General features: G+C 42.9%; 13 protein-coding genes. 9 read left to right on the top strand and 4 right to left on the bottom strand.

What is annotated here, in order from left to right:
• The first annotated feature begins 10 nt into the window (after positions 1-10).
• The gene (locus tag E0Z06_RS10965; RefSeq protein ID WP_132584622.1) at positions 11-409 is read left to right on the top strand and encodes a DUF3293 domain-containing protein; all 399 of its coding nucleotides are present in this window, start codon (positions 11-13) and stop codon (positions 407-409) included.
• Here the strand turns inward: E0Z06_RS10965 and E0Z06_RS10960 are convergent.
• From E0Z06_RS10960 to trmB, 3 genes are read right to left on the bottom strand one after another with little or no spacing between them, the layout of a single operon-like run.
• On the bottom strand, positions 406-714 hold the full coding sequence (locus tag E0Z06_RS10960) for a hypothetical protein (RefSeq protein WP_132584620.1): 309 nt from the start codon (positions 712-714) through the stop codon (positions 406-408). The two genes, E0Z06_RS10965 and E0Z06_RS10960, sit on opposite strands and share 4 nt — an antisense overlap.
• A gap of 9 nt (positions 715-723) precedes the next feature.
• The gene (locus E0Z06_RS10955; RefSeq protein ID WP_132584619.1) at positions 724-1,743 is read right to left on the bottom strand and encodes a class I SAM-dependent methyltransferase; all 1,020 of its coding nucleotides are present in this window, start codon (positions 1,741-1,743) and stop codon (positions 724-726) included.
• Positions 1,744-2,466, bottom strand: coding sequence for a tRNA (guanosine(46)-N7)-methyltransferase TrmB (gene trmB, locus E0Z06_RS10950; protein ID WP_132584617.1), 723 nt, complete (start codon positions 2,464-2,466; stop codon positions 1,744-1,746).
• A gap of 87 nt (positions 2,467-2,553) precedes the next feature.
• On the opposite strand from trmB, the gene mutY reads away from it, so the two are divergent.
• The 6 genes from mutY (at position 2,554) to rlmM (ending at position 7,019) form a co-directional block, all read left to right on the top strand.
• Positions 2,554-3,675 (top strand): A/G-specific adenine glycosylase, encoded by a 1,122-nt coding sequence (gene mutY / locus E0Z06_RS10945; RefSeq protein WP_243695497.1) that lies wholly within the window; start codon positions 2,554-2,556, stop codon positions 3,673-3,675.
• Positions 3,676-3,677: 2 nt separating this feature from the next.
• Positions 3,678-3,950, top strand: coding sequence for an oxidative damage protection protein (locus E0Z06_RS10940; RefSeq protein WP_132584615.1), 273 nt, complete (start codon positions 3,678-3,680; stop codon positions 3,948-3,950).
• 81 nt (positions 3,951-4,031) lie between these two features.
• Complete coding sequence (locus tag E0Z06_RS10935) at positions 4,032-4,967, top strand: transcriptional regulator GcvA (protein WP_132584613.1); 936 nt, start codon at positions 4,032-4,034, stop codon at positions 4,965-4,967.
• Positions 4,960-5,586, top strand: a complete 627-nt coding sequence (locus E0Z06_RS10930; protein WP_243695496.1) for an alpha/beta family hydrolase — start codon at positions 4,960-4,962, stop codon at positions 5,584-5,586. The genes E0Z06_RS10935 and E0Z06_RS10930 overlap by 8 nt, the downstream gene beginning before the upstream one ends.
• Entirely contained in the window at positions 5,561-5,935 is a 375-nt protein-coding gene (locus E0Z06_RS10925) for a hypothetical protein (protein WP_132584611.1), read from the top strand. Before E0Z06_RS10930 ends, E0Z06_RS10925 begins: the two co-directional genes overlap by 26 nt.
• Before the next feature lies 1 nt (position 5,936).
• On the top strand, positions 5,937-7,019 hold the full coding sequence (gene rlmM, locus E0Z06_RS10920; protein WP_132584609.1) for a 23S rRNA (cytidine(2498)-2'-O)-methyltransferase RlmM: 1,083 nt from the start codon (positions 5,937-5,939) through the stop codon (positions 7,017-7,019).
• A 28-nt stretch (positions 7,020-7,047) separates the two neighbouring features.
• Here rlmM and E0Z06_RS10915 read toward each other — a convergent pair whose 3' ends face one another.
• A complete protein-coding gene (locus E0Z06_RS10915; protein ID WP_243695495.1) occupies positions 7,048-8,235 on the bottom strand; it encodes an endonuclease/exonuclease/phosphatase family protein in 1,188 nt (395 codons plus the stop codon).
• 313 nt (positions 8,236-8,548) lie between these two features.
• Between E0Z06_RS10915 and E0Z06_RS10910 the strand changes: the two genes are divergently transcribed.
• On the top strand, positions 8,549-11,725 hold the full coding sequence (locus E0Z06_RS10910; protein WP_132584607.1) for a TonB-dependent receptor: 3,177 nt from the start codon (positions 8,549-8,551) through the stop codon (positions 11,723-11,725).
• A gap of 116 nt (positions 11,726-11,841) precedes the next feature.
• Positions 11,842-12,477 carry a uridine kinase gene (udk, locus tag E0Z06_RS10905; RefSeq protein ID WP_132584605.1) on the top strand — a complete coding sequence of 212 codons (636 nt, stop codon included), beginning with the start codon at positions 11,842-11,844 and terminating at the stop codon, positions 12,475-12,477.
• The last annotated feature ends 18 nt before the right edge of the window (positions 12,478-12,495 follow it).

The following is a 12,495-nucleotide window of genomic DNA, read 5'->3' as shown; positions in this document are numbered from 1 at the left end:
AGGACCAATTATGAGTCTGTGGGAACATTATAAAACGAGTGTTTTTCTTTGCCATCAAACGCTAAGTTGTAACATTGATTTTGCGATTATTAGCGCGCAAAACCCCGGTGGAATTACTGAGCATCCTTATTTAAATTTACGTCGAGATAAAGAACTTGAAGCTTGCCTTAACCAGCAGCGCTTGCCTTATCGTTCTGTTATTGGCAGTGCGCCCGATTTTAGTTTTAAAGAGAAAAGCTGGATTGTGCTGTGTGACAAAGCTATGGCAATTAAACTAGGTAAGCAGTTTGAACAAAATGCTATTTACTGGGTTGAGCAAGGGGAGTTGTTTTTGGTGCCAATATTACTGACGCAGCAAATAGAGAGTTTGGGGAGTTTTAGTGCGCGTTTGGTATTGTTAGCGGATTAATTGCGCCGCTGTAAGATATTCAACACTGGCTCAAGCTTATTGCCATAAACAACCTGCATCTGCCGTTTGTTCATATTTAAACGCATTTGTTCTTGCTCAGTTTTCGGTATAATCAGCAGTTCGTTAAAATCGCTAACGCATATACATATTACTGCTGGTTTGGGCATGTCGGGCAGTTGCGCCAACCGATATACCAAGTGCGGACACGCTTTTACGCGCTTAGGATTTTGTACGCAAACTAAACTATCAGCCGCGTTTGCTGAGCTTAAAAAACACACTAACAACACGGCTGCAAGTTTATACACGTTACTTCCTTAGCTTTTCTGACTAGCCTGATAAATAGTAAAGCCGTTGGCTTTTGCTTTAACCACTACTTGTTTAAATGATTGTTGTAGCAATTCCATATAGGCCAAATGATTATTAGCCACCAGTGTAAGACTGCCATTACCGCTTAAACGTGCTGCACTTTGCGCTATAAAGGTTTCTACAATACTGTAGTCGGTTTTAATGCCAGTGTGAAACGGCGGATTACTAACAATATAGTCAAACTGTTTGGGTATGGCAGGTAAACCATCTGCCGCAACAACAGTGCCAGTTAAATTATTGGCGGCTAGGGTTAGCTCGGTGGCTTTAACTGCTAAGGTGCTGATATCAGAACAAAACAACTCAATTTGTGGATGCTTACGCTTTAACATGGCACCCACTACGCCACAGCCACAGGCGAAGTCAAGTACCTTGCCGCTGGTCATTTTAGGTAGGTTATCGAGTAATAAGGCCGTGCCTATATCTAATTTGCCATGGTTAAATACGCCCGGTAATGAGTGTATTACTAACTGTTCACCTGCGGCGTCAACTTTAAAGCTTATTGCGTTAGTCGTGGTTACTTGCTGAAAGTTACCACTTAAGGAAAACCATAAGCAGTGTTTTGCGTTATCAAGTTTGTTGGCATTTAGTCCTAGTTTTTCTGCATGGCTGCTTAGGCTTTTAATGCCGCCTTTATTGTCACCGGTAACAAAAACTTCGGTTTTGCCAGTAATTGCCGCTTTTAACTGAGCAAGCGTATAGGCTAGTTGCTCTTTACTTTTGGGATAAAACAGCACTATAGAGTCAAAAGTAGTATTAAACTTGGGGCTTACTTCGGTATACAAACTAACCTCTGGATGAGCCCAGCAAGTTGCTACTGCCGCATCGGTGCTATAGCAACTGAGGGTTAGCGTATCTGACTTATGCAGTAATTCAGTGGCCAAATTATCTGCCATAGGCTCAACGAGTAACACCTTACCGCTTAAATCATTTATATTGCGTAAAACCAGCTGGCTGGCGGTGGTTAGCATCTAGCTTTCCTTCTTAAACATCAAATCCCACACACCATGACCAAGACGCTGACCACGTTGCTCAAATTTTGTTAGTGGCCGATGTTCTGGCCGTGCTACATAGGTATTATCGTTAGATAAATTGCTGAAGCCTTCAGCAGTCCGCATTACTTCAAGCATGTGTTCAGCATAGTTTTGCCAATCTGTGGCCATATGAAAAACACCGTTTGGTTTTAGCTTTTTACGCAATAATTGTACAAATTCACTTTGCACAATACGTCTTTTATGATGACGCTTTTTGTGCCAAGGATCTGGAAAAAACAGTTGCACGGTATCTAGGCTATTGTCGGCAATAGTGTTAGCTAAAACTTCAACCGCATCGTGTTCAAATACTTTTAGGTTTTTTACCTGCTCGTTTACCGCCTCTGATAAACAAGCACCTACGCCTGGGCGGTGTACTTCAATACCAATAAAATCTTTTTCTGGTGCGGCTTTAGCCATTTGCACTAAAGACTTACCCATACCAAAGCCAATTTCTAGCACCTTTTCACTACTGCGACCAAACACGTCGTCTAGTGCTAACGCTTGTGGTTGATAAGCTAAACCGTAATCTGCCCAGTAGGTATCCAGCGCATGTTGTTGGCCCTTAGTTAAGCGGCCTTCGCGCAATACAAAAGAGCGGATCTTTCGCATATAGGTATTGCTGTCCGCCTTTTCGTCTTGCTGCTGGGTACTATCTGTCATGTGTTGCTCCGCATAATCATCAATGGCCGGCATTATCCTTGTATTGCGAGCTTTGCTCAACTGCGATTATGGTTGGCAAGCAATTCTATGCTGCTTATACTGCGCGCAATGTTCAATAATAGGCTAATTACGTTGCAGCAACAGGACTCAGTTTGGTTTTCAAATCAGTTGGTTAGCTGGTATCAGCAGCATGGACGTAAAACTTTGCCATGGCAGTTAGATAAAAGCCCTTATAAAACCTGGTTAAGTGAAGTGATGTTGCAACAAACACAAGTTGCCACCGTTATTCCTTACTTTGAGCGCTTTATCAGTCAGTTTCCTGATATTCGTACCTTAGCCGCTGCACCGTTAGATGACGTATTACACTTGTGGACTGGCCTTGGTTATTACGCTAGAGCGCGAAATTTACATAAGGCCGCCCAACAAATTGTTACTGATTATCAGGGCGAATTCCCGACAGATTTTACTCAGGTTTTGGCCCTGCCGGGTATTGGGCGATCAACTGCAGGCGCTATATTGTCGTTAGCGCTTGGTCAGCATTTTGCTATCTTAGATGGCAACTGTAAGCGCGTATTGGCGCGGTTTTCAGCTGTAGCGGGTTGGCCTGGGCAAAAAGCGGTAGAGCAACAACTGTGGCAATTGGCTGAACAAGTTACACCACAGCAAAATGTGACTGAGTTTAATCAAGCGATGATGGATTTAGGCGCTAGCCTATGTAGCCGCAGTAAGCCAAACTGTGCGGCGTGCCCGCTGAAGTTGCGCTGCGCTGCAGCATTAACTGGTGAACAAACACAATATCCAGGTAAAAAAGCCAAAAAAACGCTACCAGAAAAACAGAGTTTTTGGTTATTAGTGCAACATGATAATAGCGTTCAATTACTGCAACGTGCAGCATCTGGCCTGTGGGGAGGTTTATTTGGCTTTCTTGAATTTAGCTCAGGTGCTGAACGTGCGCACTTTATATTGCAACAAGGCTTACAATTAGAACATAGCCACGAGTTAGCAGGTTTTCGCCATACGTTTAGTCATTTTCATCTGTGGATCCAGCCGTTACTGATAAAACTGAGTAGTAAGCCCACTGCAGTACAGGAGCAATCGGCGCCAACTTGGTTTACAATAGATGCCATTCCTGAGGTTGGTTTGTCGGCACCGGCAAAGCAGCTGTTTCAACAATTGATAGCGTTAAACTCGCAGCAAAAGGATAATTAACTATGAGCCGTACCGTATTTTGTGAATATTTAAAAAAAGACGCGTCAGGATTAGATTTTCAGTTATATCCCGGTGATCTTGGCAAGAAAATTTTCAACTCTATTAGCAAGGAGGCTTTTGCACTTTGGCAAGCAAAGCAAATAATGCTGATTAATGAAAAAAAACTAAACATGATGAATCCAGAGCATCGCCAATTTTTAGAAAGCCAAATGGAAGCTTTTCTATTTAAAGGCGAAGAGGTTGAAATTGAAGGTTATAAGCCAGTAGAAAAGTAGTAGCAGCTTAATACTATGCTGGCTAACTGCTAATGTCAGTCTATAGTTCAGATTAGAAAATTTAATAACTAATGAGATGTTATGGCACGTCGTCTGCCCCCGCTTAATGCATTAAAAGCGTTTGAAACTGCCGCGCGGCATTTAAGTTTTACTAAAGCTGCTGAAGAAATGTATGTTACGCAAGCTGCTATTAGTCATCAAATTAAAGCGCTGGAAGATCATCTTGGCCTGAAACTTTTTATGCGAAAAAATCGCTCATTATTATTAACCGAAGAAGGCCAAAGCTACTTTCTTGATATTAAAGAAATATTTTTACAGCTACATGAATCAACTGAAAAGCTACTTGCTCGTGGTGCAAAAGGCTCTTTAACCGTAAGTTTACAGCCGAGTTTTGCTATTCAGTGGCTAGTACCACGGCTTAACTTATTTAGCGAGCAACGCCCTGATATCGACGTGCGAATTAAGGCGGTTGATCTTGACGAAGGTTCGCTTACCGATGATGTTGACGTGGCAATTTATTACGGCCGCGGAACATGGCGTAATTTACATGCCGATAAACTGCATACAGAGTACTTGTTGCCAGTATGTTCGCCATTGCTGTTAAATAGCAGTAAACCGCTGTCTGAGCCAACTGACTTGCAGCATCATAATTTATTACATGATGGCTCGCGCCGAGCTTGGAAGGCGTGGTTTACAACGCAAAACTATAAGCATTTTAACGTTAACCAAGGGCCTATTTTTAGCCACTCGTCTATGGTGTTGCAAGCGGCTATTCATGGCCAAGGCGTAGCACTGGCGCATAACGTATTAGCTAGGCCAGATATTAATTCTGGCCGATTAATTGTGCCGTTTAACCATGTGTTAATTTCAAAAGATGCCTATTATCTTGTTTGCCGAGAAAGCCAAACCGAACTGGGTAAAATTACTGCATTTCGCCAGTGGATGGTGGCTATGGTAGAAGCTGAGCAAGCGGAGTTTGCTGAGCAACAGTTTACTAATGCGGTGGTGCTTGACTGAGATTATTATCAACAACGCAGTGCAACCTAAAGCGCGTTTATTGTTAGCACACGGCGCAGGCGCGGCAGCGAATAGTGATTTTATGCAGCTACTGGCTGAACAGTTGGCATTACGGGGTATTGAAGTTTGGCGTTTTAATTTTGCCTATATGCAGCGCATGCTTGATAGTGGTAAACGTAGTTTGCCAGAAAAGTTACCTGCGTTGCAGCAGCAGTATGTTGCACAACTAGCGAAGGTTAATAATGATTTACCACTGTTTATTGGCGGTAAATCGATGGGCGGTCGGGTGGCAAGTATGCTAACGGCGCAAGCGAAAGTGCAGGGCGTATTTGCCTTTGGTTATCCGTTTCATGCACCGAAAAAAGACAGCTGGCGCACCGAGCACTTTGCCAGATTAAGCTGCCCATTATTTATTGCCCAAGGCGAGCGCGATGTGTTTGGTAGTGCGTGCGAATTACTTGATAAACACTGGGACTATGTTGAGATCTATTGGTTAACTGATGGCGACCATGATTTAAAACCTAGAGTAAAAAGCGGTACCACCCACATGCAGTTAATTATTCAAGCCGCGCAATTTTGTAGCAGGGAAATTGATGAAATACTTTTGGCAAATAAATAATAGTGTAACTGCGCTTTATGGTGCGTCTGTTGTTGGTTTAAGTGCCTTGTTAATGCATTTGTGGCAGGCCAGTTTAACCGAGCAAAGTGCGGCGCGTGTTGTTAGCGCGCTAGCATTACTCGCATTTCATACCCTAGCGTTGTTGGTGTTAGCCCAGCAACGTAGTGAAGCTAAGCTAACCAAACTGGTGGCGCTTTTATGGCACCTAGGTTTGTGGTGTTTTGTTTGGACTATACTGGCAGGGGTATTTGCCTTGCCGTTTTATTATTCGCAGCTGGCGCCTATAGGCGGCCAGTTACTTATAGCTGCCTGGCTGCTACTTGCGGTAACGGCTTGGCGGCGGAGTTAATATGAGACAACTGTTACTATATTGTCGCGCCGGTTTTGAAAAAGAGTGTGCAGCGGAAATTCAAGACAAGGCCGGTTTACACAATGTTTTTGGTTACTGCAAGCTAACCAGCGATAGTGCTTTTGTTATTTTTGAAGCTTATGACGCTAACAGCCTGGCTGAGTTTTATCGTGATTATGACTTCGAGCAATTTATTTTTATTCGCCAATGGAGCTTACTGCAGGCTGAGCTATTAGAGCTACCTGCTGCAGATCGTATTGCTCCGATACTTGAAGCCGTGCTCGCCGCCGAGCTAAGTGGTTGTGGTGAAATAAGGGTAGAGTATCCAGAGACCAACGACGGGAAAACCCTTTCTACATTAGCGCGTAAATTAACGGTACCTCTGCGCCAAGCACTGCGAAAAGCGGGTGTTTTATTGCCTAAGGAGCAAAAGCGTGCGCCTGTGTTGCATGTGTTTTTATTAACAGGGCAGCAAGGTTATGTGGCGTTATCGTACTCTGAAAATAATAGCCCATTAGAAAATGGCATTATGCGGCTTAAATTTCCCAATGAAGCACCTAGCCGCAGCACATTAAAATTAGAAGAAGCTTTCTTACAGTTTATACCTAAGCAAGAGTGGGATCAGCGTCTTTCTGGCGGTATGCGAGCGGTAGATTTAGGGGCAAGCCCAGGCGGTTGGACTTACCAGCTAGTAAAACGCAGCATGATGGTAACAGCGATAGATAACGGCCCTATGGCAGAATCGCTAATGGAAACCGGTCAGGTGCGGCATTTAATGGTTGATGGTTTTAAATTTGAACCACACAAAAATAATGTTTATTGGTTAGTCTGCGACATGATAGAGCAGCCACAACGCGTAGCTGAACGCATTGGTGATTGGTTAGTTAATGGCTGGTGCCAAGAAACTATTTTTAACCTTAAATTACCAATGAAAAAACGCTATGAAACCGTAAGCGAAATACTTCAGCAGTTGGAGCAGCGTTTGATTGATGCTGGTATTAAATATCGTTTACAAGCTAAGCATTTGTACCATGACCGTGAAGAGGTTACCGTACATATTCAGAACTTAACTAAACGTTTTTAATTATCTAGTTAACAGGCTTAAGCGCTGATTACTCAGCGCTAAGTTCTAACTTTACCCATACCAAACGATGATCTGAACTCGCGCCACGAGATCCTACCAACGGATATAAAGCATCTGCTTTTTCTGGCCAAAATACACCGCTTTGTTTTAAGACAAAACCCGCTTTAGACGGTAATACGTAATCAGCCCGCATGCGCCAATCAGCAGTATGAAATGCTGCCTTGGCGTTATTCGGCGTATGCTCTGCGCCGCCTTTACTTTGCGGTGGCAGCTGATTATTCACTCTGGCATGGTTATACAATGCACTAATACCACTATTTAACGCATCACCTTCACCATCAGCTGATGAATTTTGATCGCCCAACAGCACAAAACTAGCCGTATTGGCTAAGCCACCTTTGTTGCCGTTATCATCATAAATATAATTGTTTTCGCCCGCAGTTAGGTAATCTACCCAAAAACGCACTTCATCATGGTTACGAATACCGTTACGGTTTTCTTTGCCATCAAATACTGGCGGTGTAGGGTGACTGGCTAATACATGCACTGTTTTACCATTGATGTTTAGCGGAATATCCCAGTGGCTTTTAGATGAAAGCGGAAACTCATGCCAGGCCTCTTTACTATACCATGGGCTACCATCAGCTTTTTTGGTTGGCATAAAGTTTGGCATGTCCCGCCATTTAAAATGCTGAAATGTGCGCACGTTATTGACGTCAATTGGAAACTTAGACAGCAACACCATGCCGTATTGGCCAGGGTAAAAACCAAACCCCCAGGCATCAGCCCCCGTGCCCGTTGCTTTACCATCGTTATCTAAATCATAAGGGCTAGGTTGGCCAGTATTAACCGTATTGTAGTAAAAATAAGGATAATTAATAGCCTTAGCATCGCCCTGATCTTTATTTAAGTAGTTAGTAATAAAAGCTTTTATGCCTTTATCGCTATCAGCAATATAGTCAAATTCATTAAGTAGCAGCACATCTGGCCGTACTAATTGAATAATCTGGGCAATATTGCGGATCTGGGGTTGCTCGTCGGTTTGTAGTAATTGTTCCAATACCGCGGCACTGCCGTTTTCGCCTCTTGGCAGGTAATTTTGTGCTTCCATGCTAACATTGAAAGTGGCAAAGGTAACTTCACTGGCGCTCATGTTTAACGAGGCTCCAAGGCTAATTAACGCACTTAAATAAAGAGTAATAGAGGTTTTGTTCATTCGGGCAACTTAGTAATAAAACGCCGTAATAGCATAAGGCGCTTGAGCAATAAAAACCAGTAAAGGCTTGAAAACATTGAGGCTGTAGTTTTTTTCAGCGTTTTTCACCTGAACAGTGCGCAACTCTTACCAGCTATGTTACAATTATAACACTATCGCCTTAGACAAGTGCGAAGGCAAAAAGTTCTGTTAAATCAAATCAATGTAATAAAAATGTAATATGTTTTTAGTATTATCCATTACTAAATTGAAAACAGTGTTTGTCTACAAATAAATTGATTTAAAACCGATAACTACCAGGTGAAAATACGATATGAAAATTAAACACTTAGCTATTGCTATCACACTTGCTATTGGTGCGAACAATCTCGCAGTAGCGCAAGAAACATCTTCTGCTATTCGAGGTAACGTGGTAACAGCCGCTGGGCAGGTTGCTGAAGATGCCCGGGTGGATATTCTTCACGTACCTTCTGGAACACGCTCTGTTGCTACAACAAACAGCTCTGGTGCCTTTTCTAGCTCAGGTTTGCGTGTTGGCGGTCCCTACGTTATTACGATTACCAGTGCAGAAGGTACCAAAACGTATAATGATGTTTTTTTATCTCTGGGTGAGGCTTTCCGTCTAACTGCTCAATTAGAAGCCAGTCAGGTAGAGCGCATTGCTGTTACGGGTGCCGCAATCGCTGGTACGTCGAACAACGGTAGTAGCAGTTATTTCAGTGCTGATGACATTACCAACTCGCCTACGTTTAACCGTGACCTGAAAGAGGTTGCGCGGATGAACCCTTATGTGAATTTATTGCCTGGTGCTGATGCTCCATTAAGCATTGGTGGTTCAAATCCACGATATAACAGTATTTCAATTGACGGTGTTGGCGTTAACGATGACTTCGGCTTGAATACTAATGGGTATCCTACTCAGCGTTCACCTATCTCTTTAGATGCAGTAGAGCAGGTTTCTGTTGATGTTGCGCCTTTTGATGCTTCTGAAGGTGGTTTTTCCGGTGGTCGTATAAATGCTGTAACTAAATCTGGTACTAATGAATTTCATGGCTCTTTTAGCTACGAAAAAATGAGCGATTCATGGGCCGGTACTCCCAAGCATCCTGTGAGCGGCGATGTACCACTGGATTTCGAGCGTGATACTTACAGCTTTGCTCTTGGTGGCCCGATTGTTAAAGATCAGCTGTTTTTCTTCTTAAACTACGAAAAATCAAAAGAGCCAACTCAGGTTGAGTATGGCCCAGCGGGCAGCGGTGCTGCGAACGACAGCCGTGTTACTTCAGAACAGTACGATCAAATTAAAGAAATTGCTCAGCGGGTTTATGGTGTAGACGCCGGTGAGTGGAATTCAGCATCTGACACAGAAAATGAAAACCTTTTGTTGAAGCTGGATTGGAACATTAATAACGATCATCGCGCGTCGTTTACATACAACCTGACAGAAGGCAATAACCTGCGCAACCAAAGCACCGGTAACAGCACTCTGCAGTTAGATACAAACTGGTACGATTATACCCAGAATATGGAATTGTATCGCTTTTCTTTGTTCTCAGACTGGACAGTTGATTTATCCAGCGAAATTTACTTCAATTACAAAGATGTAGAATCGATTTCAGCGTTGAAAACCAGAGAGTTTGGTGATATCAACGTCCGTACCGGAACCGGCACTCTGAATTTTGGTCCAGACTCTAATCGCCATGCAAATGAGTTGCAAAATAGCGATATGAAAATTGGTGCAAAATTCACTTATTTACTTGGTGACCACCAGCTTAAATTCGGTGGCGAATACAGTAAGTTAGATGTATTCAATATTTTTGTACGAAACTCTCTAGGCACTTGGACATTTGATAGCATTGCAGATTTTGAAAACCGAGTTGCAAGTGGTTTTACTTATGAAAATGCTTTTACTAACGTAGCTAGTGATGCGGCTGCCGATTTTAGCCTGGGCATGACAAATCTGTATGTGCAGGATAACTGGTATTTAAATGACTCGATGGAGCTGGGCTTAGGTCTTCGCTATGAGCGTTACAATGTGAGTGATAAGCCAGCGCTAAATCCAAATTATGTTGAGCGTTATGGTTTTAGCAATCAAGAAAACCTTGATGGGTTAGACATTTTGTTACCGCGGGTTGATTTCAAGTGGACAGCTACAGACGATGTAACTGTGCGTGCCGGTGTAGGGCGCTTCTCAGGTGGCAAACCAAATGTTTGGGTTTCAAACTCATTTTCGAATGATGGCTATTCTTTAGTTCAGCCTCAATATGATGAAATTTATAATGTGCACCCAGATTTCACCCGCACATTTAAACCAAACGGTTCAATTAACCGGTCTACTATACGTAACGCTGACCTGAAGAATATTCCAGCACCAATTTTAGCTGCGATGTACCCAGGTGACGGTGATACAAATAGTATTGATCCAAACTACAAGATGCCATCTGATTGGATTGCTCGCTTAGCAGTAGACTATCGTTTTGATATTCCGGGTGTTGGTGAAGATTTTTACTGGAACACTGAAGTGATGCGTAAATGGATGACTGACAATTCTCAGTGGGTTGATATTTCCCGCTGTGTCAGTGGCCAAACAGCCGCGGGTGTTAATACCTATGAGCCGTGTGATGCTGATGCACCAACTGGCCACTATGATCTATTGTTAACTAATGAAGATGTTGACGGTAAAGCATGGATTTGGACAACATCATTAGCTAAAAACTGGGATAGTGGTTTAAGTGTGTATACTTCTTACACAAATCAGGACATTGAGGAAGGTAACCCGGGCACTTCTTCAACAGCGACGTCAAACTACCGTTTCAATATAGTCCGTGATAGAAATGAGGCTTTAGTTGGAACTGCTGACTACGAAGTTGAACACAGCTTCAAGTTAACCGTTGGTTACAGTACTGAATTCTTCAGTGGATATGCTTCTAAGTTCAATTTGTTCTTCCAGAGACGCTCTGGCACCAGTTTTAGTTGGGTAATGGGTATGTTTAACGACTACGGGTTTGGAGATCAGACTTCGTCGTTTGCAAGTGCAAGCTCATACTTGCCTTATATCCCAACTGGTGCAAATGATCCAAACCTTAGTCCTGAAAGCACTATTTCTTATGATGATCTGATGGCTAACTTTGCTGCTGTCGGCTTAGATCAATATGCTGGTGGTTTCGCGCCAAAAGGCACAGGAAAATCTCCATGGGTATCCGCACTTGACTTCCAGTTCCAGCAAGAAGTTCCTGGGTTTGCTGATGGCCATAAAGGTGTAATCTACTTTACAGTTAATAATTTGCTGAACTTGATCGACAGCAGTAAAGGTAAAGTGTTACGCCAAGAGTTCACAAATTCTTCAATAGTAGATTTCGCTGGCTTGGATAGCCAAGGTCGCTATATATATGAGCCAGTATTTGGTGGTGTAGATACAAACAACTGGAGCATCTTTGATTCAGAAGAGTCAACATGGAGAGTTAAAGTAGGCGTTAGTTACAAGTTCTGATAACTTCGCTTGCTGTGTTATGTCAAATGCCCGCATAAAGCGGGCATTTTTTTATTCCTTAATCGCCGGTAATTAGCGATAATCACCAGCTAATTTCTGCAAAAGTGAATGTTTCTGTGGGTAAAAATACTATTATAGCTATTGCGGGTGCTTCGGCGTCTGGCAAAAGCCTTTTTGCTTCAACCGTGTATCAAGAATTGGTGGCCGAACTTGGCGACGAACGTATTGCTATTTTGTCTGAAGATGCGTATTACCGCGATCAAAGTCACTTATCGTTTGAGCAGCGCATACTTACCAACTATGATCACCCCGCCGCCTTTGAACATCAGCTACTAACGTCACACTTGCACGCGTTGCGCAGTGGCGAAGCCATTAAAATGCCGCAGTACAGTTATAAAACACATACCCGTACTGAAGAGACCATAACGGTACAACCTGCTAAGGTGGTGTTAGTTGAAGGTATATTGCTATTAACCGATGCTAGGTTACGTTCGCAGTTTGATATTACCGTTTTTATGGATACCCCTTTAGATATCTGTTTGTTGCGGCGTATTAAGCGAGATCTAGAAGATAGAGGCCGTAGTTTAAGCTCTGTAACAGAGCAATATGAAACGACAGTGCGACCGGCCTTTTTTGAATTTATAGCACCATCGAAGCAATATGCAGACTTGGTAGTAACACGTGGCGGAAAAAATCAAATTGCCGTTGATATCATTAAAACAAAAATACGCCAGCTGTTGGCAGAAAAATAATAATTAGGAAACACCAAT

Source organism: Rheinheimera sp. D18 (genome assembly GCF_004345025.1).
Taxonomy (GTDB): Bacteria; Pseudomonadota; Gammaproteobacteria; order Enterobacterales; family Alteromonadaceae; genus Alishewanella; species Alishewanella metallidurans.
This window is presented reverse-complemented; position numbering and strand designations above follow the sequence as displayed.